This window comes from Nocardioides kongjuensis, assembly GCF_013409625.1.
Taxonomy (GTDB): domain Bacteria; phylum Actinomycetota; class Actinomycetes; order Propionibacteriales; family Nocardioidaceae; genus Nocardioides; species Nocardioides kongjuensis.
In genome coordinates, this window is sequence record NZ_JACCBF010000001.1 from 550,403 (window position 1) to 573,438 (window position 23,036).

Genomic DNA, 23,036 nt, shown 5'->3' on the forward strand with positions numbered 1-23,036 from the left:
AGCGCGCCGCGACGACCCGGGACCTTGGTCCCGGGTCGTCGCGTTCTCGCCCGCGCTGGTTCCGCAGGTGCCAGACTCGGCGACCTGGGGGCGGTGCTGCGTCGTGCGCACTGGACGACAACACAGCTTGGGGACGATCATGTCGATCGGTCGTGTGACGACGCGCGCAGTGGCAGCGACGAGCTGGGTCGGAGCGGGGGTGCTGCTGGTCGTCTCGGCCCTCCCGGCCACGGCCGTCGCGCCGAGCGTCCCGGCGCGCAGCGCCTGCACGATCGCCGGCACCCCGGGGCCCGACGTGCTCGTCGGGACCTCCGGCCGCGACGTCATCTGCGGCCTCGGCGGGAACGACCGCATCACCGGCGGAGGCGGTGACGACGCCATCAGCGGTGGCCCCGGCGACGACGTGATCGACGGCGGCGCGGGCGACGACCTGCTGTGGGGAAGCAGCGGCGACGACGTCCTGCGTGGTGGCGGCGGCTCGGACCGGCTCTACGGCGGCACCGGCGACGACGACCTCCGCGGGGAGGCCGGCGACGACCAGCTGCACGGCGGACCCGGTGCCGACGACCTCCGGGGCGGCCCCGGGGCCGACGCGCTGTACGGCGGCCGCGGCGACGACCGGCTCGACGGCGGACCGGGCGCCGACGACCTCGGCTGTGGTCGCGGCACCGACGCGGCCGTGGACTCAGCCGACGACGACCTGGGTCGCAGCTGCGACGACGACGTCACCCCGCCCGTGACGCCGGAGCCGCCGAAGGTGCCGGGTGCGCCCGTCGCGCTCGACGACACCGCGACGACCGACGAGGACACCGTCCTCGAGCTCCCCGGCAGCGGTGCCGGCAGTCCGGTCGCGAACGACACGGACCCCGACGGCGACCCGCTGACGGTGACCGCGGTCGCCGCACCCGTCGGCGGCACGGTGGCCCTGACGGGCGGCGTCATCCGGTTCACGCCCCAGCCCGACCTCTGCGGTGCCGGTGCCGGCAGGTTCGACTACACCGTCGGCGACGGAACCGGCCGCACGGACCTCGGCCGGGTGACCGTCGACATCACGTGCCAGCCCGACGACCCGACGGCCGTCGACGACGTCGCGACGGTCGGTGAGGACGCTCCGGCAACCACGGTGGGCGTGCTCGCCAATGATGACGACGTCGACGGCGACCCGCTCATCATCGCGTCCGTGACCCAGCCGGGTGACGGCGCGGTCGTCGTCACCGGCGGTGGGACCGGACTCACCTACCAGCCGGACGCCGACTTCTGCACGGACCCGCCGGGAACCAGCCCCGACACCTTCACCTACACGCTCGCACCCGGCGGCGCCACCGCGACCGTGTCGGTGCACGTCACCTGCGTCGACGACACGCCCGTGGCCGTCGCGGACGCCGCGACCGTCGGCGAGGACGCGCCGGCCACCGCCGTCGACGTCCTGGCCAACGACACCGACGTCGACGGTGGCCCGAAGGGCATCGTCTCGGTGACCCAGCCCGGCCACGGCACGGTCGCGATCACCGGTGGCGGGACGGGGCTCACCTACCGACCCGTGGCCGACCGCTGCACCACCGGCCCCGGTGGCGTGCCGGACACCTTCACGTACACGATCAACGGCGGCACGACCGCGTCGGTCGCGATGACGGTCACCTGTGTCGACGACCTGCCGGTCGCCGTCGACGACGAGGTGACGGTGCTGGAGGACTCCGGCCCGACCCAGGTCCTCGTGCTCGCCAACGACAGCGACGCCGACGGCGACTCGTTTCTCGTCGGTTCCGTCGCGCAGCCGACGAACGGCACGGTCGCCCTGGTCGGCGGCGGCACGGCGCTGACCTATACGCCGTCCGCGAACTACTGCAACAGCGCGCCCGGAGGCACGACCGACACGTTCACGTACACGCTGGCTCCGGGTGGGGCCTCCGCGACCGTCGCCGTCACCGTCACCTGCGTGGCCGACGCCGCCACCGCGGTCGCCGACACCGCCACGGTGGGCGAGGACAGCGGTGCGACTCCTGTCCCGGTCCTGGCCAACGACCTCAACCCCGACGCTGTGAGCCTGTCGATCACGGCCGTGACCCAGCCGCTCAACGGCACCGTGGCGATCACGGGCGGCGGTACGGGGCTGACCTACGCACCCTCGGCCAACTACTGCAACAACCCGCCCGGCGGCGCTCCCGACACCTTCACGTACACGATCACCGGCGGCACGACCGCGTCGGTCGCGATGACGGTCACCTGCGTGGTGGACCCGTCGGTCGCCGTCGACGACGCCGTGACGATCACCGAGGACCAGTCCGGAACCCTCACGGTGATGGTGAACGACCAGATCGGCGACGACTCGCCCCAGATCCTGTCGGTCACCCAGCCGGTCAACGGCACGGCGACCACCAACGGATCCACGGTCGGCTACTCGCCCAACGCGAACTACTGCAACACCGGCGGGACGGCCGACACCTTCACCTACACGATCACCGGCGGCTCCACTGCGACCGTCTCCGTCACGGTCACCTGCGTCAACGACGCACCGACGGTGGCTGCGCTCACCCTGAGCGCTGCGGCCGTCGGCAACACGGTGCTCGTCGTCGACGACCCGACCGACGGCGTGCCGTCGGCGAGCGGACCGCGCAAGACCACCACGGCTGACCTGCTCTCCGGCGCGGGCGACGTGGAGACGCCCGGCCTCGTCACGGTGGTCGCCGACACCGTCAGCACGACCCAGGGTGGATCGGTCACCCTGCAGGCCGACGGCGACTTCGTCTACACGCCACCGGCCGGCTGCATCAGCACCGACACCTTCAGCTACCAGGTCACCGACAACGACCCGGACGGCGCGGCCACCGGCACCGGCACGGTGACGGTCCCGGTCAGCGGCTGTGTCTGGTACGTCGCCAACGACGGCCCCGGCAACAGCGGCACCTCGACCGCACCCTTCGACACCCTGGCCCAGGCCCAGGTGGCGTCGGGCACCGACCAGACCATCTACGTGGACGCCGGCGACGGCACCAGCACCGGGTACGCGGCCGGGATCGCCCTGAAGGCGGACCAGCGGCTCCTCGGCGAGGCCGAGGACCTGGTGGTCGGCGGGGTGACCCTCAGCGCCGGTGTCGCCGGTCAGCGGCCCCTGCTCACGGCGAGCGGGACCGACGTGGTGAGCCTCGCCGCCGGCAACACCGTCGCGGGCCTGACCATCGACCCGTCCGGGACCAGCAGCGGTGTCGCCGGCGGAGCCGGTGACGTGGGCGGCGTGCTCAGGAACCTGCGCGTCATCGACACCGGCACCGCCGGTACGAAGGCCGCTGTCTCCCTGGTGAGCACGACGGGTGCCTACTCGATCCAGGACGTGGTCATCGACGACACCGCGACCTCCGGGTCGGGCGGGGCCGCCGGCCTCCTGCTGCAGGACACCGGCGCCGTCACCGTCCAGACCACCGACGTACGCACCAAGGGCGGCCCAGCCGTCGATGCCACCAACGCGGGCGGTTCGACCCTCTCCTTCGGCGAGGTGACGTCGACGGGCAGCGCCACGAAGGGCATCAACCTCGACGGCCTCGGCACCGGCACCTTCAGCGCCAGCAGCGGATCCGTCTCCGGCTCCCAGGTCATGGCGTTCGACGTCAACGCCGGCAGCGGTGCGATCACCTACCCCGGCCCGATCACCGACGGGACGGGTGGCACCCTCGAGGTGACCGGACGCACCGGCGGCACGATCACCCTCAGCGGCTCGCTCACCGACGGCGCGGACGCCGGCGGCGGCATCGCCCTCAGCGGCAACACCGGCGGCACCACCGTCCTCAGCGGCGCGGCCAAGACGTTCAGCACGGGTGCGAGCACCGCGGTGTCGATGACCTCCAGCGGCGCCCACACGCTCACCATCAGCGGCGGCGGCCTCGCCGTGACCACCACCACCGGTGACGGCATCCGGGCGGCCTCCAGCGGCACGATCACCGTGACCGGCACCGGCAACACGATCAGCTCGGGCGCAGGTCGTGCCCTGTGGGTCACGTCCACCGGCATCGGCGCCTCCGGCCTGACCTTCGCCCGGATCGACTCCACCGGTGGCGCCGGCGGCATCCTGCTCGCCGACACCGGGAGCGCCGGATCGCTCACCGTCACCGGCACCGGCGGCACGTGCACCGCGGCGAACACCAGCGGGTGCACCGGCGGCACGATCAGCGGCAGCACCGGCGCCGACAGCTCGAGCAGCACCCCCGACGGTGCCGGCGTCGTCCTGAGCAACACGAAGGCGCCGTCGCTGACCCGGATGTGGATCCACGACCACAGCAACTACGCGATCCGCGGGTCCGGCGTCTCCGGCCTGACCCTCGCCAACAGCGTGGTCAACGGGACCAACGGGACCACCGGAGCAACGCCGTACGACGACTCGGCGATCCTGCTGCAGAACGCCACGGGCGCGGTCTCGGTCACCGACACCCACGTCAGCGGCGGCGTCGAGGACGGCCTGCGCGTCGACAACACGAGCGGCTCGGTCACCCTGACCGTCGACCACGTCACGTTCGGTGCCAACGGCGCGTTCACCGCCAACGACGCCCTGTCGATCATCACCGAGCCGGGCGCGGGCGCAGTGGACGCCACGGTCACCGCCAACACGTTCAGCAGTGCTGCCGGCGACCTGCTCGGCGTCGACCTCAACGGCGCCGGGACGTCGTCCCTGACGGTCACCGGCAACACCCTCTCGAACAGCCACCCGGCGATCGCCACCGGCGGCGGTGGCGTGTCGATCTTCCAGAGCGGCACCGGTGGCAACGCGACGATGGACGTCGAGAACAACACCTTCCGCGACGCCGTCGGGCCGGGTGTGCTGATCGTCAAGCGGGTCGGCAACGCCGTCCAGCAGGGCCTGTTCAAGAACAACACCATCGGTGTCAGCGGCGTGGCCAACTCGGGCTCGGCCGAGGGATCGGCGCTCAAGCTCCAGCAGATGGGTGGGGGTGTGTCGACCTGGTCGGTCACCGGCAACGCGATCCGGCAGTACAACAACTTCGGCATCGAGGTGGAGGCCGGCGGTGGGAGCAGCGCACAGTCCGGCTTCGTGAACACCACCGTCACCGGCAACACGGTGGCCGAGCCCGGCACGACGCCCGGCACTCTGGCGATCGCGAAGAACGGCATCCACTACAACATCGGCACCCAGATCGGCGACACCTTCACCGCCTGCGCCGACATCCGGACCAACGACGTCGCGGCGAGCGGGTTCGACCAGGCCGGCCTGGCGTCGACGTACGACATCCGAGTGCGGCAGCGCCAGGCGACCACCATCCAGCTCCCGGGCTACACCGGAGCGGCGGGGGACACCACCGCGGTGCAGACCTTCCTGGTGGCCGACAACCCGACCGGTGGACCGACCGCCGCGGCGAGCAGCACGTTCCCCACGGGCGCTGGCTTCGTGAACGTCGCGTCCTGCCCCGCCCCGGCGGTCCCATGAGCCGCCGGCTGTTCCCCGCCCACCGCCCCACGACCGCCAGGAGGCCCCGTGGCTGAGCCCTTCCTCTCCGAGATCCGGCTGATGTCGTTCAACTTCCCGCCCAAGGGCTGGGCGTTGTGCAACGGCCAGTTCCTGCCGATCAACCAGAACCAGGCACTGTTCTCGTTGCTCGGCACCTCCTACGGCGGCAACGGCCAGACCACCTTCGCCCTGCCGGACCTGCGCGGCCGCGTGCCGATCCACACGGGCAACGGGTTCTTCATCGGGCAGGCGGGCGGCCAGGAGTTCCACACCGTGACCGCCAACGAGCTCCCGGCCCACACCCACGCGGTCCGGGTCTCGGCCACCGCGACCGGGGGCACGGCCAGCCCGGCCGGCGCGTACCTGGGCGGCGCCAACAACGCCTACCGCTCGGGCCCGGCGTCGACGACCCTGAACCCGGCGTCCGTGACGTCCGTCGGTGGCAGCCAGCCGCACGAGAACCGTCAACCGTTCCTGACCCTGAGCTTCTGCATCGCGCTCCAGGGCATCTTCCCGAGCCAGACCTAGGAGAACCGGTGGCACAACCCTACGTCGGCGAGATCCGGATGTTCGCGGGCAACTTCGCCCCCGCGGGATGGGCGTTCTGCAACGGAGCGCTGCTGCCCATCAGCGAGAACGACGTCCTGTTCCAGCTGATCGGCACCACCTACGGCGGCGACGGCCAGGAGACCTTCGCACTGCCCAACCTGCAGAGCCGCATCCCGATCCACATGGGCACCAATCCCACGACCGGGACCACGTACCAGATCGGCGAGGCCGACGGCGTCGAGACGGTCACCCTGAGCACGCAACAGATCCCGTCGCACACGCACGCGCTGACCGCCGTGGGCGGCCAGCCCGGCAACCAGGTGTCCCCGGTCGGCAACCTGCCCGCGATGTCGCTCAACGTCGTCCCGTTCATCAACGACGTACCCACCGCCGGCTTCGCAGCGGGGGCGATCGACCCGGTGGGCGGTTCCCAGCCGCACGAGAACATGCAGCCGTTCCTGTGCGTGAGCTTCATCATCTCCCTGTTCGGCATCTTCCCGAGCCAGACCTGAGGACGGACCATGGCCGACCCCTTCGTTGCGGAGATCCGCATCTTCCCCTTCAACTTCGCCCCCAAGGGCTGGGCACTCTGCGACGGTCAGCTGATGCCGATCTCCCAGAACACGGCCCTGTTCTCGCTGCTCGGCACGATGTACGGCGGCGACGGGAAGTCGACCTTCGCGCTGCCGAACCTGCAGGGCGCGGCGCCGCTGGGTCAGGGGCAGGGCCCGGGCCTCTCCGAGCGGTTCATCGGCGAGATCTCGGGGTCGGAGACGGTCACCCTGATCCAGTCCGAGATCCCCGTGCACACCCACGCCCTGCGCGCCGACACGGCCGACCTCGCTGACACCAGCACGCCGAACCCGAACGCCTCGTTCGCCCTGTCCTCGGGTGGCACGCTCTACCAGAGCGCCCCGACCGGGACCGACGCACTCGCCCTCTCGGCGCTGTCCGTCGCCGGCGGTTCGCTGCCCCACAACAACATGCAGCCCTACCTGACGTTCAACTTCTGCATCGCGCTCCAGGGCGTGTTCCCGCCGCGCGGATGAGGCCGCGATGACGACCCTGACCGTGCACGGCCGGACCGTTCGGCTGCGGCCGGCGACAGCAGCGGACACCACGCTGCTGGTCGAGGTGTACGCCGCCAGCCGGGCCGACGAGCTGGACCGGGCGACCTGGCAGCCTGGTCAGCGCGAGGCGTTCGAGCGGATGCAGTTCGACCTCCAGGACCGGCAGTACCGGGCCGCCCACCCGCACGGGTCCTTCGACGTCGTCGAGGTCGACGGCCACCCGGCCGGCCGGCTCTACCTGTCGGACCCGTCCGAGAGTGACGACGACATCCGGATCGTCGACATCGCCCTCCTGCCGGCCTTCCAGCGCCAGGGGATCGGTGGCGCGCTGGTGCGCGCGGTGACCGACCGGGCCGCGGCCGAGGGCCGGACCGTCAGCCTGCACGTCGAGACCGGCCACCGGGCGAGCGGTCTCTACGAGCGGCTCGGGTTCCGGCAGGTCGAGGACCGGGGGATCCGCCGGCTCCTCGAGTGGCGCTCAGGCGAAGACGGCCTGGTAGCGCAGGCCCTCGGCGTCGCCGCCGACGGGGACCAGGAACAGCGCGACCGCGCCGAGGCCGGCGTGACTGAGCTCGCGGGTGCCCTGGCCGAGCGCGGGCTGCGCCGGCCCCGCGAAGACCAGCGAGAACTGGCGTCGCGGGGTGCCATCCGGGCCGGGACCTCCCAGCTCCGCACCGAGCGTGGCCTCGGCGAGCGTGAGGGTGACCTCGGCGCCGTCCTCGACCACCGTGCTGAAGGGCTCGCCCACGAGGCCGGAGAAGTCGTCGAAGTCCAACCACGCAGTCATGAAGCCAGCCTAGGAGAACGTCGATGACCGAGCTGACCCGCCGTACCGTCCTCGGTGCGACCGCCACCGGAGTCGCCGTGGCCGCCGTCGGCATCACGCTTCCGCCGGCCGGTGCCGCCCCGGACCTGGTGGTCGCGCCGGCCGAGGTCGCCGAGCGCGCGATCACCCGCGACGCGAAGCTCTACCGCCGCAAGCGATTCACGAAGCACCGCAAGGCGCGGTTCACCGTGTCCGGGCCGGGTGTGCGGCTGAAGATGAAGCTGGTCGACATCTCGAACATCCCGCTCGTGACCAAGGGCTCCAACCGCAGCTTCGAGCTCACCTTCACCACGAAGAGGCCGGGACCGGGCCAGGGGACCTACTCCGTGAAGCGCCGCAAGTTCCGGCGTACCTCGCTGTTCCTCGTCCCCACCGACGCCTCGCACCGGCGCTACCGGGCCACCATCAACAACCGCTGAGTGGGTGTCGCGCGCGCTGACCACTAGCCTTGGTGGGTGAGCACCCGGGCCCAGCAGTACGACGCCACGGTCCGCGGCCGTGAGCAGGTCACCCCGCACCTCGTGCGGCTGACGCTCGACGTGCCCGGCTTCACCTCGACCGGCATCGCCGACGAGTGGGTCGGCCTGGTCGTGCCCGGCCAGTTCCAGAGCCGCTACTACACGGTGCGCTCGTTCGAGGCCGGGCAGATGGTGCTCGACGTCGTCGTCCACGACGTCGGCCTGGTGACCGAGTGGGCCTCGGGCCGCTCGGGCGACGTGGTCGGCCAGCAGGTCGTGCTCACCGAGGCCAAGGGATCCTTCCTGCCGCCCGACGACGCTGCCTGGCTGCTGCTCGTCGGCGACCTCACCGCGCTGCCGGCCATGGCCCGGATCGCCGCCGAGCACGGTGACCGGCTGCCGGTGCGGATCCACGCCGAGGTGCCGGCCGACTCGCGGATCGAGGACTACTTCCCCGCGGGCGTCGACGTCACCTGGCTGCCGCTCGGTGACGAGAGCCGCCTGGCCGAGGTGGTCGAGGGGATCGACTGGCCCGAGGGCGAGGGCTACTTCTGGATGGCGGGGGAGTCCGCGCAGATGCGGGCGATCCGCAAGCACCTGATGCGGGAGCGCAAGCTCCCGAGCACCCACTACGACGTCATGGGCTACTGGCGCTCGGTCGCGAAGCGCCAGCCCCGTGCCGTCGACCCCGGCCCGATCTGGCGGGCCGGCAAGGCCGCGGGGAAGTCCGACGAGGAGATCTGGGCCGACTACGACGCCGCGCAGGCAGGAGCTGAGCAGTGACCGACCAGCACGAGCCGGAGCAGCACGAGCCCGACGACCTCGAGGACGATCTCGAGGACGACGAGGACTTCGACGACGAGTTCGACGAGGACTTCGGCGCCCTCCCGCCGCCGGCCGCGCCGGTGTTCGGGCTGGGCGACGTGCCCGACGGCTACCGCAGCGGGTTCGCCTGCTTCGTCGGACGCCCCAACGTCGGCAAGTCCACGCTGACCAACGCACTCGTCGGGCAGAAGATCGTGATCACCTCCGACAAGCCGCAGACCACCCGCACCGTGGTCCGCGGCATCGTGCACCGCCCCGACGGCCAGCTGGTGCTCGTCGACACCCCCGGCCTCCACCGCCCCCGCACCCTGCTCGGCGAGCGCCTCAACGACCTGGTGAAGACCACCTGGGCCGAGGTCGACGTCGTCGCCGTCTGCTTCCCCGCGGACGAGAAGATCGGCCCCGGCGACAAGTTCCTCGTCAACGAGCTGGCCAAGGTCCGTCGTACGACGAAGATCGCCGTCGCCACCAAGACCGACCTCGTCACCGCCGACCGGATCGGCGAGCACCTCCTCGACATCGCCGAGCTCGGCCGCGAGACCGGCACCGACTGGGCCGAGATCGTCCCCGTCTCCTCCGTCGCCGGCGACCAGATCGACCTGCTCGGCGACCTGCTGGTCGGCCTGATGCCCGAGGGCCCGCCGCTCTACCCCGACGGCGACCTCACCGACGCCCCCGAGGAGATCCTGGCCGCCGAGCTGATCCGCGAGGCCGCCCTCGACGGCGTCCGCGACGAGCTCCCGCACTCCATCGCCGTCGTCGTCGAGGAGATGGGCCTGCGCGAGGGCCGCCCCGACGACAAGCCGCTGCTCGACATCCACGCCAACCTGTACGTCGAGCGCGACTCCCAGAAGGGCATCGTGATCGGCAAGAAGGGCGCCCGCCTGCGCCAGGTCGGCACCGCCGCCCGCCAGCAGATCGAGGCGCTCCTCGGCACGCCGGTCTACCTCGACCTGCACGTCAAGATCGCCAAGGACTGGCAGCGCGACCCGCGGCAGCTGCGCAAACTGGGCTTCTAGCGCGACCCGGCAGAAAGTGGCTCGAGACGTGCGCCGACCCGGCAGAAAATGGCGCCGGGGATGACGTCGTGCGTCGGCTACTCAGCCGTCCAGCACCGGCCGAACTTCTGGCCCATCGCCCACTGCTCCTTGGTGGGCCACTCGTAGCCCCACTTGAAGGTCAGCGGGTCCTTGGCGACGTCCGCGGCAGCGTCCTCGCACCGCGTCCGGCCGGCCTCCTGCACCTTCTTGGCGCCGGGGTAGTCGTTCTCCTGGAAGGCGACCACGTCGATCGCGCGCCAGGAGTGCTTGGCCGAGCAGCGGACCCGCTCGAAGGCGGGGGCGTCGGGGGCGGCGGTGCCGCACATGGCGTACGCGTCCGGCACGCCCTTGGCCAGCACGCCCTTGAGATCGCCGTCGAGGTCGGCGAGCCGGGAGGCGCCGTCGAGGACGACGGCGTCGCAGCGGTACCAGGTGGCGCCGGCGTCGGACTGCTCGACGGTGGGGGTGAACCAGATCGAGCGGATCATGCTCAGCCGCAGGCTCGTGAGCGTGCCACCGACGTACGTCAGCAGCTGGGCGGGGCAGGCGGACGAGACCTGGGACTGGACGCGGTCGGAGTCGACGGCGAGCAGGTGGCCGTCGACGACGGCGTCGATGGTGCCGATCGCGAAGGTGACGCTGGTGTGGGCCTGGCCGCAGTCGACGGGCTCGACCTTGGACGTCGGGGCGACGGCGGCGTCGTACGGCAGCGAGTAGCAGGCGCCGGTGGCCGGACCGGGGTCGGGCGCGGCCGCGGTGGTCTGCGTCGTCGGCTCCTGCTTCGGCGCCTTGCTGTCGTCGTCACCGCTGCTGCAGGCGGCGAGCCCGGTCAGGGCGAGGAGCGCCGCGGCGACGGCGCCGGCACGGCGAACCAGGGGAGTGCGGCTGCTCATCGGGTCACTCACTCGTCCTCGCCCAGCACACCGAGCGCCGGATCCCCGCGTCCCACTCGGCCTTGTGGAAGAAGGTGTAGCCGTACTCGAACTCGGAGGGGTAGTTCAGCCACGCCTTGACCGAGCCGGAGCAGAACGACTCGGTCCGGCTCTCCATCACGCGGTCTCCGGGGTACGGGTCCTCGGGCTGCCCGAGCTTGACGGTCGTGACCGCGCGCCAGTCGTGCTTCTGCGAGCACGGCACCTTCTCGCCCTCGCCGACCGACGGACCGCGAGCGCAGCTGAGCCACACGTCCGGTGGCCGGCCGGCCAGCATGCCCTTCGCCGTCTCCGGGAGGGGCCGGTACGACGTGCTCGCGGTGCTCCCGCCGAGCACGTCGCAGCGGTACCAGCGCGCGCCCTTGCCCCACGCCTTCTCCGAGGGCCTGAACCACGCCCAGCTCAGCGTCGTGCGCAGCACCAGGCTCTCGTCGGCACCGACGAAGGTGGCGAAGGCGGTCGAGCAGGTCTTGTAGGCGAACCGGCCGAGCTCCTTGTCGTCGTAGTCGGCGTCGTCGAACTCCGAGGGCAGCTCGCCGGTCGCGAAGGTCTCGGCCGTGTGCTCCTTCGAGCACGGGACCGTGCGGGTCGCGTTGGCGGGGTGGGCGACGTCGTCGGGGGTCAGCGAACGGCACACACCGTTCGCGGGCACCTCGAGCGAGTCGACCAGGTCGTCGTCGGTGTTGCTGCCCTGGCTCGTGGTGCCGCACGCGGCGAGGGCGGGTGCCAGCAGCGCGAGCGCGATCAGCACGACGGCTCGGTGCAGCACGCGGTCAGCCCCTCGGTGGTCAGTCGGTCAGGAGTGCCGCGATCGTAGCGCCCAGGGCGTAGGCAGCCTCCAACGCCGCCTCGTCCAGGTCGCCGAGCACGCCGAGCACGTCGTACCCCTGACGCCAGCCGAGCGCCCCCACGATCGACTGCACCGAGCGCTCCGCACCGGTGAGGTCGTAGCGGCCGTGCAGCCACAGTCCGTACGGGCGCCCGGCGGTCGTGCCGGCGCCCGCGTCCTCCCCGGGCGCGCCGCTCGGGTCGAGCGCACCACCGACCGCGAGGAAGGTGGAGTCGAAGAAGTGCTTGAGCGCGCCGCTCATGTAGCCGAAGTTGGCGGTGGTGCCGAGGACGTACCCGTCGGCGGCCAGCACGTCGTCCGCGGTCGCCTCCAGCGCCGGCCGTACGACGACCTCCACCGGCGTGCCGGCCTGGACGTCCTCGTCGTGGGCACCGGACACCACCTGCTCGAGCAGCGCCTGCATCGAGCGGCTGGGGGAGTGGTGCACGATCAGGAGCCGGGACACCCCGTCAGGCTAGAGGTCGACCTGCCCGGCCGTCATGAACCGCTCCCAGGCCCGGTGCGTCCCCGCCAGGGCGAGGACCTCGTCCAGCACGCCGATGCCCGCGCTGCCGGTGACGACCCCGGGGGCGTCCTCGGGCACGCCTGCAACGGTGAGCGCGCGGACGCCCTCGCCCCACGCGCCGATCACCTTCGCGTGGCGGTGTGCCTCCTCCAGCAGGAGCACCACGCGGGGGTCGAGCGTCGAGGTCGGTGCGGCACCGGCCTTGGCGTCGCGCGCCGGCAGGGCGTCCGGGGCGGCCACGGGGGAGCCGTCGACGAGCACCGCGTCGAGCTCCACCGACCGCACGGTCGCGAAGGTCCGCTGCACGGCCAGCTCGCCCACGGTCCCGCCGTGCGGCGCGATCAGCAGGGGCACCATTCCCGCGTCCAGGACCGTGGAGCGCACCTCGGACACGTCCGCGAGGTCGCCATCGGGGTCGACGACGATCCCGACGACCCGACCATCGCCCGGCCACGGTCCGCCGACGAGCTGGGAGAGCGCGGGGCTGGGTGTCACGACGGCGAGCTCGCCGGTGGGCTCCGGGGCGGGGAGGCCCAGCGCCGTGGCGACCTCGGCGCAGAGCCGGGGATCGATGTTCGCCAGCGCCTGGAGCTGGCGCTCCTTGACGGCCTGCTCGAAGCACTTGCCCAGCTCGAAGCTGTACGCCCGGATGATGTGCTCCTGCTCGACCGGGCTCATGCTCTCCCAGAACAGCCGCGGCTGGGTGAAGTGGTCGTCGAAGGTCGCCGGTTGGGCGCGGACCTTCGGGCCGGCCACGTTGCGGGCCGCGTCCACGAACGCGCGGGTCTGCTCGTCCGACAGGTCGCCTCCGGCCGTGAACGGGCAGCCGCCGTCGAGCGAGTTCGGCCGGTACGGCGCGACCCCGGCGTGCACCGCGTGCTGGTGGAACCCGTCGCGGAGCATGTCGTTCACCGGCGCGTGGGTGCGGTTGACCGGGATCTGGTTGAAGTTCGGGCCGCCGAGACGGGTGAGCTGGGTGTCGACGTACGAGAACAGCCGGGCCTGGACCAGCGGGTCGTCGGTGACGTCGATGCCGGGCACCAGGTGACCGACGTGGAAGGCGACCTGCTCGGTCTCGGCGAAGAAGTTCGTGGGGTTGCGGTCGAGCACCATCCGCCCGATCGGCTGGACCGGGGCGAGCTCCTCGGGCACCAGCTTCGTGGGGTCGAGCAGGTCGATGCCCTCGAAGAGCTGGTCGTCGGTGTCCTCGAAGACCTGGATGCCGAGCTCCCACTCGGGGTGGGCGCCCGCCTCGATGGCGTCGGCCAGGTCGCGGCGGTGGAAGTCCGGGTCCAGGCCGCCGATCAGCTGCGCCTCCTCCCAGGTCAGGGAGTGGACGCCGAGCCGCGGCTTCCAGTGGAACTTCACCAGCGAGGTCTCACCTGCGGCGTTGACGAGCCGGAAGGTGTGGACGCCGAAGCCCTCCATCATCCGGTACGAGCGCGGGATGCCCCGGTCCGACATGTTCCACAGTGCGTGGTGCTGGGCCTCGGTGTGCAGCGACACGAAGTCCCAGAAGGTGTCGTGGGCGCTCTGCGCCTGGGGGATCTCACGGTCGGGGTGCGGCTTGCCGGCGTGGATGATGTCGGGGAACTTGATGCCGTCCTGGATGAAGAACACCGGCATGTTGTTGCCGACCAGGTCCCACACGCCCTCGTCGGTGTAGAACTTCGTCGCGAACCCGCGGGTGTCGCGCACCGTGTCGGCCGAGCCGCGCGAGCCGAGCACGGTCGAGAACCGCACGAAGACCGGCGTTCGCTTCCCCTCCGCGAACAGGCCGGCGAAGGTGACCGAGGCGGCGGTGCCGTAGCCCTCGAAGTAGCCGTGGGCGCCGGCGCCGCGGGCGTGCACCACGCGCTCGGGGATCCGCTCGTGGTCGAAGTGCGTGATCTTCTCGCGCAGGTGGTGGTCCTGCAGCAGCGTCGGGCCGCGCTCGCCGGCCTTGAGCGAGTGGTCGGTGTCGCGCAGCCGGGTGCCGGTGGACGTCGTGAGCCAGCGGCCCTGCTGACCGGCGGAGCGGGGGTCCTCGCTCGCCGGTGCGCCGGTCGGCGTCCGCGTGTCCGGGGTCGCCTGGTCCGGCTTCGGCGGCAGCGGGTCGACGGGCTCGGTCGGCTCGGCCAGGCTCGGCGGTGCGGCAGCGGGAGCACCCGGGATCTCGGGGGTGTCCGCGGCGAGGGCCTTGTCGGCGACGCTCTCGGCGGCGTCGGCCACCTTGTCGAGTGCGTCCTTGGCGACCTGCTTCGGGTCCATGCGGGGGTTCCTTCCGGTCGAGGTCCCCGCGTGGTACCCGCGGCTCCCGGCCGGAGACCGGGTGCTGCTAACCTGACTTCCATCATGACGCGAGCCCTCCTTCTTAGCGGCCGCAGCGAGGTCTGAAGCCGGACCCCTCGTTGCGGAGTGAGTCGCGCGCCCGGCGCCCCTCTTGAAACTCACCAACCCGAGGAAGTCATGACCAAGCCGAGCGTCACCATCCCGTCCCAGCAGCCGAGCGGGATGCCGTACCACCGCTACACCGCCTTCGAGCCGGTCACCGTGCCGGACCGCACCTGGCCGGACCAGAAGATCACCCGCGCACCCCGGTGGCTGTCCACCGACCTGCGCGACGGCAACCAGGCGCTCATCGACCCGATGAGCCCCTCGCGCAAGATGAAGATGTTCGAGCTCCTGGTCCAGATGGGCTACAAGGAGATCGAGATCGGGTTCCCGGCCGCGAGCCAGACCGACTTCGACTTCGTGCGCCAGCTCGTCGAGGAGGACCGGATCCCCGACGACGTACGCGTCTCCGTGCTGACCCAGGCCCGCGAGGACCTGATCGCGCGCACCGTCGAGTCGCTGAAGGGCGCCGACAAGGCGACGGTCCACCTCTACAACGCCACCGCGCCGCTGTTCCAGCGCGTCGTCTTCAACGTCACCGAGGCCGAGTGCATCGCGATCGCGACCCGCGGCACCGAGTGGGTGATGAAGTACGCCGACCAGCTGCTGGAGGGCACCGACTTCGGCTACCAGTACAGCCCGGAGATCTTCACCCAGACCCCGACCGACTTCGCCCTCGAGGTCTGCGAGCGGGTCTCCGACGTCTGGCAGCCGGAGGCCGGCCGCGAGATCATCCTCAACCTGCCGGCGACCGTCGAGATGTCGACGCCGAACACCTACGCCGACCAGATCGAGTACTTCTCACGCCACCTGACCCGCCGTGCCCACTCGGTGATCAGCCTGCACCCGCACAACGACCGCGGCACCGCGGTCGCCGCCACCGAGCTGGCCCTGATGGCCGGTGCCGACCGGGTCGAGGGCTGCCTGTTCGGGCACGGTGAGCGCACCGGCAACGTCGACCTGGTCACCCTGGCGATGAACCTGTTCAGCCAGGGCATCGACCCGCAGGTCGACCTGTCCGACATCGACGAGATCCGCCGCACGGTCGAGTACTGCACGCAGCTGCCCGTCCACCCGCGCCACCCGTACGCCGGCGACCTCGTCTACACCGCCTTCTCCGGCTCCCACCAGGACGCCATCAAGAAGGGCCTGGAGGACCTCGACCGGATCGCGGCCGAGCAGGGCAAGCCGGTCGGCGAGATCCCGTGGGAGGCGCCCTACCTGCCGATCGACCCGAAGGACGTCGGGCGCACCTACGAGGCGGTCATCCGGGTCAACAGCCAGTCCGGCAAGGGCGGTGTCGCGTACGTCCTCAAGGCCGAGCACAGCCTGGACCTGCCGCGGCGCGCGCAGATCGAGTTCAGCCGCGTGATCCAGCAGCACACCGACGCCCAGGGCGGTGAGGTCACGCCGGAGGCGATCTGGCAGATCTTCCGCAACGAGTACCTCGACCGCGAGTCGCCGTACAACCTGGTCTCGTTCTCCTCCTCGACCAGCGAGGACGGCGACGACCGCCAGGAGGTCCGGCTCGCCGTGCGCGGCGAGGAGCAGACCTTCACCGGCATGGGCAACGGCCCAGTCGCCGCGTTCGTCGACGGGATGCGTCAGGCGGGGGCCGACATCCGGGTCCTCGACTACGCCGAGCACGCCCTCTCCTCGGGCGGCGACGCGCTCGCGGCGGCGTACGTCGAGTGCGAGATCGCCGGCGAGATCGTCTGGGGCATCGGGATCCACCACAACATCGTCACGGCCTCGCTCCGTGCGGTGGTCTGCGCCGCCAACCGCGCGCGGGCGACGACCATCCCGGCCGCCCCCGTCGAGCCGATCGGCTGACCGGCATGGGTCGCGCCGCGCTGGCCTCCGAGCAGGTCGGACAGGTCTTCGTCGAGGGCCGGCGCGGTCGCGACCGCCTGGAGTTCACCGAGTACGGCGCCGGGGACGCCTGGGTCGTGCTCGTCCCGCCGTTGCTGGTGCCGCGGCGGGTGCACGACCGCACCGCCCGGATGCTCGCCTCCAGCGGGCTGCACGTCCTCGTCCTCGACCCCCTCGGTCACGGCCGGTCCGACAAGCCGGCGGACCCGCTGTCCTACTCGGTGACCGCGTTCGCCGACCAGGTCGTGGCCCTGCTCGACCACGTCGGCGCCGCGCGGGCGGTCGTCGGCGGCAGCTCGATCGGCGCGAACGTCGCCCTCGAGGTCGCCGCCCGCGCCCCCGAGCGGGTCGCCGGCCTGCTCCTCGACGGCCCGGTCCTCGAGAACGCCCTGGGCGCCCAGCTCTCCGTGCTGACCCCGGTCCTCACCACCGCCCGGTTCGCGCCCTTCGCGCTCAGCGCGCTGCGCCTGGTCACCCGCCCGCTCCCACACCGCCTGGCCCCCGAGTGGGTCCGGCTCGTGCTCGAGACCCTCGACACCCGCCCCGGCCCGGTCGCCGCGGTTGTCCACGGCGTCCTGTTCGGCCGCTTCGCGCCGTCGTCGGCCGAGCGGGCCGCGATGACGGTGCCCACGCTGGTGCTCTCCCGCACCGCCGACCCGTTCCACCCGGTGGGCGACGCGGAGACCGTGGCGGGAGAGATCCCCGGCGCGGTGCTGGAGCGGACCGAGGTGCCCCTCGAGTGGCGGCGGCGGCCCGAGCGGCTCGACCTGGTCGTCACCCGGTTCGCGCTCGCGTGCGTGCGCCCGGCGCGGCGGGGGCGGCGTACCCGTTCGTCCTGAAGCCCCGCGAACCGGTCGGTGCCGGCGTAGGGTCCCGGCAAGGGGAACCTTCACCGATTGCTCTCGGTCATCGGCCTGAGCGCCGCACCCCTGCTCTCGTCCGCCGGCGTCGCCGTGGCGGACACGTGGTCCCACGCCGACGCGACCGGCGATGTCCTCGACCTCGCGCTGTTCGACGGCGACGTCACCGGCACCACTCCTGCGCCGGACCGCGCGGAGGGCGACATCCAGGCCGTGGTGGTCAAGCACACCCGTCGCGACGTCCGGGTCCGCACCGCCATGCGCGCGCTGCCCGCCGCTCGCGGCTGGGTCACGGTCGGCCATGTCGTGACGCCCCGGGGCAGGTACGAGGCGCGTGCGATCTGGCTGGTCAAGGGCGGGCGGGTGCTGGTGCTCGTCCGCAAGCCCGGCCGCAAGGAGACGGTCAGGCGTTGTGACGGCCTGCGCGGTGTCTACGACCGAAGCGCCGCCACGGTCGCCATGAGGATCCCGCGCTCGTGCCTCGGCAACCCGCGCTGGGTCCGCGTCAACGTCTCCGTCTACGACTGGAACGGGGACTCCAGCACCCTCGCTGACGACGGGATGGACGCCACGGGCTGGGAGCAGCAGGTCCTCTCGCCGAAGGTGCGGCGCGGCTGAACGGGGTGGCGGCGCGCGAGGTCACCCCCGAGGCCGCACAATGGGAGCGTGCCGCTCTACCGTGACGAGGCGATCGTCCTGCGCACCCGCAAGCTGGGTGAGGCGGACCGCATCGTCACGCTGCTGACCCGCGAGCACGGCGTGGTCCGGGCGGTCGCCAAGGGTGTGCGCCGTACGACGTCGCGGTGGGGTTCGCGCCTCGAGCCGTTCACCCACGTCGACCTCCAGCTCGCCGAGGGCCGCAACCTCGACACGATCACCCAGGCCGAGACCCGGGCCGCGTACGCCGCTCCGCTGGGCGCCGACTACGACCGCTACACCGCCGGCACCGCGATGCTCGAGACAGCCGAGCGGCTCGTCGTCGAGGAGCGGGAGCCCGCGCGGCAGCAGTTCGCGCTGCTGCTCGGCGGGCTCAACGCGATGGCGGCGGGGACGCGCAACCAGTGCCACGTCCTCGACTCCTACCTGCTGCGCGCGCTCGCCATCGCCGGCTACGCCCCGGCCTTCGTCGACTGCGCCCACTGCGGCCGCCCGCCGGTGACCGCGACCGGCGAGCTCGGCCACCACCGCTGGTTCAACCCGTCGATGGGCGGCGTGCTCTGCTCGACCTGCCGGATCCCCGGCTCGGCCACCCCGGCCCCCGAGACGCTCACCCTGCTCGGCGGCCTGCTCTCCGGCGACTGGTCGGTCATCGAGGCTGCCGACCCGCGCCACGTCCGCGAGGCCAGCGGCCTGGTCGCCGCGTTCGTGCAGTGGCAGCTGGAGCGGGGGCTCCGGTCGCTGGCGTACGTCGAGCGCTGACAGACTGCTCCCCGTGACCCGCTCGACCCGTCGTACCCGTGCCGCCGCAGCCGCCGCTGCTGCTGCCGCCCGGGGCCCGGTCCGCCCGCCCACCCCGCACCCGTCCGGCGCCCGGCCGCCCGCCGTGCCTGCCGAGCTGGTCCCGCACCACGTCGCCGTCGTGATGGACGGCAACGGCCGGTGGGCCAAGGAACGCGGGCTGCCGCGCACGAAGGGCCACGAGGAGGGGGAGTCGAGCCTGTTCGACGTGGTCGAGGGCGCGATCGAGATCGGCGTGAAGGCGATCTCGGCGTACGCCTTCTCCACCGAGAACTGGTCCCGCAGCCCGGAGGAGGTCAAGTTCCTCATGGGCTTCAACCGCGACGTGATCCGCCGCCGTCGCGACGAGATGCACGAGCTCGGCGTCCGGGTCCGCTGGGCCGGCCGTGCACCGCGCCTGTGGAAGTCGGTGATCACCGAGCTCCAGGTCGCCGAGGAGATGACCCGGCACAACGACGTCCTGACCCTGACGATGTGCGTCAACTACGGCGGTCGCTCCGAGCTCGGCGACGCCGCCAGGGCGCTGGCCCGCGACGTCGCGGCGGGCCGGGTCAACCCCGACAAGGTCGACGAGCGCACGCTGGGCCGCTACCTCTACGTGCCCGAGCTCCCCGACGCCGACCTGATCTGGCGCACCTCGGGGGAGCAGCGGCTCTCGAACTTCATGCTCTACCAGGCGGCGTACTCGGAGTTCGTCTTCTCCGACGTGCTCTGGCCCGACGTCGACCGTCGCCACCTGTGGGCGGCCATCGACGAGTACGCCCGACGCGACCGGCGCTACGGCGGCGCGGAGCCCAACCCCGTCGGCTGAGCGCCGGCCGGCTCAGTGCTCGTCGTAGTGCCCGCCGTGCACGGCGTGGCGGTGCCCGTCGTGCACGTAGTCGACGTGGTCGTCGTGGGGTACGGCGAGGTGGCCGCACCCGGGGCCGTGGGCGTGCGGGTGCTCGCCGCAGGCGTCGTGCAAGGGGACTGCCTGGCCTGAGGCGAAGGGCTCGCGCAGCCGGGCCCGGCGGCGCTGCCAGGTGCCGATCGGCCAGGCGACGGCGTAGCACGCGAGGGCGAGCAGCACGATCGTCGGGCCGGGCGCCACCGTCGCCTGGTACGACGCGAAGGTGGCCGTCACCAGCCCGCCGACCGAGGCCAGGGTGCCGAGGACCATGGCGGCGCCGATGGTCGTGCGGAAGGACCGGGTCAGCTGCTGGGCGGTGGCGACCGGGACGACCATCAGCGCGGAGACGAGCAGCAGGCCGACCGTGCGCATCGCGACGGTCACCGACACGGCGGCCAGCACGGCGACGAGCACGTTGTAGACCCGCACCCGCAGCCCCGCGACCCGCGCGAACTCCTGGTCCTGGGCGACCGCGAACAGCTGTGGCGCGAGGCCGACGCACAGTCCGACGACAGCGACGGCGAGCACCATCGTGATCAGCACGTCACCGGGCGAGATGGTGGTCAGCGAGCCGAAGAGGTAGCGGTTGAGCGCAGCAGCGCTCTGCCCGCCGAGTCCGCTGACGAACACGCCGCCGGCCAGGCCGCCGTAGAACAGCAGGGCCAGGGCGACGTCGCCGTTGGTCTGGCCGCGCTCGCGGATCACCTCGATCAGGACGGCGCCGAGGACGGCGACCAGGACGGCCGTCCACAGGGGGGAGGCTCCGGTGGCGAGGCCGAGCGCGACACCGGTGACGGCGACGTGGCCGATCCCGTCGCCCATCAGCGCGAGGCGGCGCTGGACGAGGAAGGTGCCGATCGCCGGCGCGGCGAGGCCGGTGAGCAGGGCGGCGATCAGCGCGCGCTGCATGAACGGCTGGCTGAACAGCTCGATGGCGCTCACAGCATGTCTCCCGGCAGGTGCGGCTCGGTCCCCAACGGCGTCGACGGGTGCGGCACGTGGTCGTGATGGTGGTGGTGCGTGTGCGGTTCGGCGAACCAGGGCTGGTGCACCTCGTGGTCGCGCAGCGCGGCGCCGTCGTAGGCCACCCGGCCGTCGCGGAGCACCACGGCCCGGTCGACGAGCGGCGCCAGCGGCCCGAGCTCGTGGGCGACGAGCACGATGGTCGCGCCGCGCTCCTTGAGCCGGCGCAGCGTGTCGGCGAGCACCTGCTGGTTGGGCAGGTCGACCCCGGCGGTCGGCTCGTCGAGGAAGAACAGCTCCGGCTCGCCGGCCAGGGCGCGGGCGATCAGCACCCGCTGCTGCTGCCCGCCGGACAGGTTGGTCACCGCGTCGCGGCGCCGGTCGGCGAGCCCGACGACCTCGAGGGCCTCGTCGATGGCGGCACGGTCGAGCTTGGACAGCGGGCGCAGCAGCCGACGCCGGGTCAGCCGGCCGGCCGCGACGACCTCCCACACCGAGGCCGGGACGCCGGAGCCGGCGGTGGCGCGCTGGGGGACGTAGCCGATCCGGCTCCACGCGTCGTACTCGTCCAGCGGGGTGCCGAACAGCCGCACCTCGCCGCTGATGAGCGGCCGCAGGCCGACCATCGCCCGCACCAGGGTGGACTTGCCGGAGCCGTTGGCGCCCATCAGGGCCACGAAGTCACCGGGGACGACGGCCACGTCGATGCCCCGCAGCACCGGCCGCCCGCCCAGCGCGACGCTCGCGTCGCGGACCTCGACCGCCGGGACGACGCTCATCGGCATCCGTTCGCGGTGCGCAGGGTCGCGAGGTTGTTCTTCATCAGCGACAGGTAGTCCTCGTCGGCGGTCGCGTCGGTCAGCCCCTCGACCGGGTCGAGGACCCCGTTGGTCAGGCCGAGGTCGGCGGCGAAGCTCTCCCCGAGCGCCGGCTTGAGCGGCTCGCTGAACACCGTCGTGATGCCTTCCGTCTTGATGAGCTCCTGCAGCTCCCCGAGGACCGCGCCGGTCGGCTCGGCGTCGGGGGAGAGGCCCACGATCGAGGCGACGTGCAGGCCGTACTTCTCCAGGTAGCCGAACGCGTCGTGGGACACCACGATGGTGTCACGCTCGCAGTCGGCCAGACCAGCGGTGTAGGCCTCGTCCAGCGAGGTGAGGTCGGCGCGCAGCTCCTCGGCGTTGGCGCGGTAGCGGTCCGCGTGCGCGGAGTCGACGTCGGCGAGCTTGCCTGCGACGGCGTCGGCCAGCTCGGCGACGCGGACCGGGTCCTGCCAGAAGTGCGGGTCGAGGTCGCCGTGGTCGTGGTGCTCGCCCTCCTCCGCGTGGTCCGACTCGTCGGCGTGCTCGTCGGCGTGCTCCTCGAACGGGACCGGGTCGACCACCTTCGTGGCGTCCAGCGTCGCGCCGGTCGCGTTCTGCTCGACGGCGTCGTCGACGGCCGGCTGGAAGCCCGACTCGTAGACGACCAGGTCGGCGTCCGCCAGGTCCGCGGTCTCCTTGATGGTGAGCTCGAGGTCGTGCGGCTCGGTCCCCGGCTGGGTGAGCAGGTCCACCCGTGCGCCGGTGCCCTCGGTGACCCGCTCGGAGACGTACGCCAGCGGGTAGAACGCCGCGGCCACCGTGACCTTGCCGTCGTCGGCCGGGTCGCTGAACGCCGAGCAGCCCCCGAGGAGCGGGCCGGCGAGGGCGACGGCGGACAGGGTGACGAGGCCGGAAGACAAGCGCATGAGAATCATTCTCAACAACGGCGGGTGTCCGGTCAAGCCGGCGCCGCCGTTCGCCTGCGTAGAGTGCGGCCGTGCTCGTCGTGAACCGCTTCCGCGCAGGGCAGGACCCGGCCGGTCTCCGGGCCGAGCTCGAGCTCGTCCACGGACTCCTCGCCGGCCAGACCGGGTACGTCGACGGCTGGGTCGGCCGCAACCTGGACGACCCTGACCTGTGGACGCTGACCACCCGCTGGGTCAACGTCGGCGCCTACCGGCGCGCCCTGTCGACCTACGACCTCAAGCTGCACGGCGTGCCCGTGCTCAGCCGGGCCGTCGACGAGCCCGGCGCCTACGAGGTCGTGGAGCCCGGCGGAGTGCTGAACGTGGTGGAGCCTCGCGTAACCTAGGC

At 72.3% G+C, this 23,036-nt stretch carries 21 protein-coding genes; 14 read left to right on the forward strand and 7 right to left on the reverse strand.

Annotation, left to right across the window (positions count from 1 at the left end; translation table 11 throughout):
- Positions 1–139 precede the first annotated feature (139 nt).
- Genes BJ958_RS02630 through era form a run of 8 tightly spaced genes read left to right on the forward strand, consistent with a single transcriptional unit; the run spans position 140 to position 10,199 of the window.
- Positions 140–5,431, forward strand: coding sequence for an Ig-like domain-containing protein (locus BJ958_RS02630; RefSeq protein ID WP_179725292.1), 5,292 nt, complete (start codon positions 140–142; stop codon positions 5,429–5,431).
- 48 nt (positions 5,432–5,479) lie between these two features.
- Complete coding sequence (locus tag BJ958_RS02635; RefSeq protein WP_179725294.1) at positions 5,480–5,980, forward strand: tail fiber protein; 501 nt, start codon at positions 5,480–5,482, stop codon at positions 5,978–5,980.
- 8 nt (positions 5,981–5,988) lie between these two features.
- A complete protein-coding gene (locus BJ958_RS02640) occupies positions 5,989–6,513 on the forward strand; it encodes a tail fiber protein (RefSeq protein WP_179725296.1) in 525 nt (174 codons plus the stop codon).
- A gap of 9 nt (positions 6,514–6,522) precedes the next feature.
- Positions 6,523–7,050 (forward strand): phage tail protein, encoded by a 528-nt coding sequence (locus BJ958_RS02645; RefSeq protein ID WP_179725298.1) that lies wholly within the window; start codon positions 6,523–6,525, stop codon positions 7,048–7,050.
- A gap of 7 nt (positions 7,051–7,057) precedes the next feature.
- Positions 7,058–7,885, forward strand: coding sequence for a GNAT family N-acetyltransferase (locus tag BJ958_RS02650; RefSeq protein WP_179725300.1), 828 nt, complete (start codon positions 7,058–7,060; stop codon positions 7,883–7,885).
- Positions 7,882–8,316: a DUF6916 family protein gene (locus tag BJ958_RS02655; protein ID WP_179725302.1), complete on the forward strand. Its 435-nt coding sequence runs from the start codon at positions 7,882–7,884 to the stop codon at positions 8,314–8,316. The genes BJ958_RS02650 and BJ958_RS02655 overlap by 4 nt, the downstream gene beginning before the upstream one ends.
- A gap of 36 nt (positions 8,317–8,352) precedes the next feature.
- Complete coding sequence (locus BJ958_RS27550) at positions 8,353–9,138, forward strand: SIP domain-containing protein (protein ID WP_179725304.1); 786 nt, start codon at positions 8,353–8,355, stop codon at positions 9,136–9,138.
- Positions 9,135–10,199, forward strand: a complete 1,065-nt coding sequence (era, locus tag BJ958_RS02665) for a GTPase Era (RefSeq protein ID WP_379144497.1) — start codon at positions 9,135–9,137, stop codon at positions 10,197–10,199. Before BJ958_RS27550 ends, era begins: the two co-directional genes overlap by 4 nt.
- 77 nt (positions 10,200–10,276) lie before the next feature.
- Here era and BJ958_RS02670 read toward each other — a convergent pair whose 3' ends face one another.
- The 4 genes from BJ958_RS02670 to BJ958_RS02685 are packed head-to-tail and all read right to left on the reverse strand — an operon-like array spanning position 10,277 to position 14,757.
- The gene (locus BJ958_RS02670) at positions 10,277–11,113 is read right to left on the reverse strand and encodes a septum formation family protein (protein ID WP_179725307.1); all 837 of its coding nucleotides are present in this window, start codon (positions 11,111–11,113) and stop codon (positions 10,277–10,279) included.
- 4 nt (positions 11,114–11,117) lie between these two features.
- A complete protein-coding gene (locus BJ958_RS02675; RefSeq protein WP_273518324.1) occupies positions 11,118–11,921 on the reverse strand; it encodes a septum formation family protein in 804 nt (267 codons plus the stop codon).
- A gap of 19 nt (positions 11,922–11,940) precedes the next feature.
- Complete coding sequence (locus tag BJ958_RS02680; protein WP_179725308.1) at positions 11,941–12,447, reverse strand: flavodoxin family protein; 507 nt, start codon at positions 12,445–12,447, stop codon at positions 11,941–11,943.
- 9 nt (positions 12,448–12,456) lie between these two features.
- Positions 12,457–14,757: a catalase gene (locus BJ958_RS02685; RefSeq protein ID WP_179725310.1), complete on the reverse strand. Its 2,301-nt coding sequence runs from the start codon at positions 14,755–14,757 to the stop codon at positions 12,457–12,459.
- Between the two features lie 198 nt (positions 14,758–14,955).
- Here BJ958_RS02685 and leuA point away from each other — a divergent pair, with 198 nt between their 5' ends.
- Genes leuA through BJ958_RS02710 form a run of 5 tightly spaced genes read left to right on the forward strand, consistent with a single transcriptional unit; the run spans position 14,956 to position 19,881 of the window.
- Complete coding sequence (gene leuA, locus BJ958_RS02690) at positions 14,956–16,713, forward strand: 2-isopropylmalate synthase (protein ID WP_179725312.1); 1,758 nt, start codon at positions 14,956–14,958, stop codon at positions 16,711–16,713.
- A 5-nt stretch (positions 16,714–16,718) separates the two neighbouring features.
- Positions 16,719–17,591 (forward strand): alpha/beta fold hydrolase, encoded by an 873-nt coding sequence (locus BJ958_RS02695; protein WP_179725314.1) that lies wholly within the window; start codon positions 16,719–16,721, stop codon positions 17,589–17,591.
- Between the two features lie 57 nt (positions 17,592–17,648).
- Positions 17,649–18,230: a hypothetical protein gene (locus BJ958_RS02700; RefSeq protein ID WP_179725316.1), complete on the forward strand. Its 582-nt coding sequence runs from the start codon at positions 17,649–17,651 to the stop codon at positions 18,228–18,230.
- Positions 18,231–18,278: 48 nt separating this feature from the next.
- Positions 18,279–19,031: a DNA repair protein RecO gene (gene recO, locus BJ958_RS02705; RefSeq protein ID WP_179725318.1), complete on the forward strand. Its 753-nt coding sequence runs from the start codon at positions 18,279–18,281 to the stop codon at positions 19,029–19,031.
- Positions 19,032–19,044: 13 nt separating this feature from the next.
- Complete coding sequence (locus tag BJ958_RS02710; RefSeq protein ID WP_179725320.1) at positions 19,045–19,881, forward strand: isoprenyl transferase; 837 nt, start codon at positions 19,045–19,047, stop codon at positions 19,879–19,881.
- A 12-nt stretch (positions 19,882–19,893) separates the two neighbouring features.
- On the opposite strand, the gene BJ958_RS02715 is transcribed toward BJ958_RS02710, so the two are convergent.
- The 3 genes from BJ958_RS02715 to BJ958_RS02725 are packed head-to-tail and all read right to left on the reverse strand — an operon-like array spanning position 19,894 to position 22,648.
- Positions 19,894–20,901 (reverse strand): metal ABC transporter permease, encoded by a 1,008-nt coding sequence (locus BJ958_RS02715; protein ID WP_273518334.1) that lies wholly within the window; start codon positions 20,899–20,901, stop codon positions 19,894–19,896.
- Positions 20,898–21,701 (reverse strand): metal ABC transporter ATP-binding protein, encoded by an 804-nt coding sequence (locus tag BJ958_RS02720; RefSeq protein ID WP_246318997.1) that lies wholly within the window; start codon positions 21,699–21,701, stop codon positions 20,898–20,900. The genes BJ958_RS02715 and BJ958_RS02720 overlap by 4 nt, the downstream gene beginning before the upstream one ends.
- Complete coding sequence (locus BJ958_RS02725; RefSeq protein ID WP_179725324.1) at positions 21,698–22,648, reverse strand: metal ABC transporter substrate-binding protein; 951 nt, start codon at positions 22,646–22,648, stop codon at positions 21,698–21,700. Before BJ958_RS02725 ends, BJ958_RS02720 begins: the two co-directional genes overlap by 4 nt.
- Positions 22,649–22,719: 71 nt before the next feature.
- Here BJ958_RS02725 and BJ958_RS02730 point away from each other — a divergent pair, with 71 nt between their 5' ends.
- Complete coding sequence (locus BJ958_RS02730; RefSeq protein ID WP_179725326.1) at positions 22,720–23,034, forward strand: antibiotic biosynthesis monooxygenase family protein; 315 nt, start codon at positions 22,720–22,722, stop codon at positions 23,032–23,034.
- The last annotated feature ends 2 nt before the right edge of the window (positions 23,035–23,036 follow it).

Coding starts and splice junctions, on each gene's coding strand:
- BJ958_RS02685 (WP_179725310.1), bottom strand. CDS start 14,757: ATGGACCCGAAGCAGGTCGCCAAGGACGCACTCGACAAGGTGGCCGAC.
- BJ958_RS02725 (WP_179725324.1), bottom strand. CDS start 22,648: ATGCGCTTGTCTTCCGGCCTCGTCACCCTGTCCGCCGTCGCCCTCGCC.
- BJ958_RS02655 (WP_179725302.1), top strand. CDS start 7,882: ATGACCGAGCTGACCCGCCGTACCGTCCTCGGTGCGACCGCCACCGGA.
- BJ958_RS02670 (WP_179725307.1), bottom strand. CDS start 11,113: ATGAGCAGCCGCACTCCCCTGGTTCGCCGTGCCGGCGCCGTCGCCGCG.
- BJ958_RS02630 (WP_179725292.1), top strand. CDS start 140: ATGTCGATCGGTCGTGTGACGACGCGCGCAGTGGCAGCGACGAGCTGG.
- BJ958_RS02695 (WP_179725314.1), top strand. CDS start 16,719: ATGGGTCGCGCCGCGCTGGCCTCCGAGCAGGTCGGACAGGTCTTCGTC.
- BJ958_RS02645 (WP_179725298.1), top strand. CDS start 6,523: ATGGCCGACCCCTTCGTTGCGGAGATCCGCATCTTCCCCTTCAACTTC.
- BJ958_RS02720 (WP_246318997.1), bottom strand. CDS start 21,701: ATGAGCGTCGTCCCGGCGGTCGAGGTCCGCGACGCGAGCGTCGCGCTG.
- BJ958_RS02650 (WP_179725300.1), top strand. CDS start 7,058: ATGACGACCCTGACCGTGCACGGCCGGACCGTTCGGCTGCGGCCGGCG.
- leuA (WP_179725312.1), top strand. CDS start 14,956: ATGACCAAGCCGAGCGTCACCATCCCGTCCCAGCAGCCGAGCGGGATG.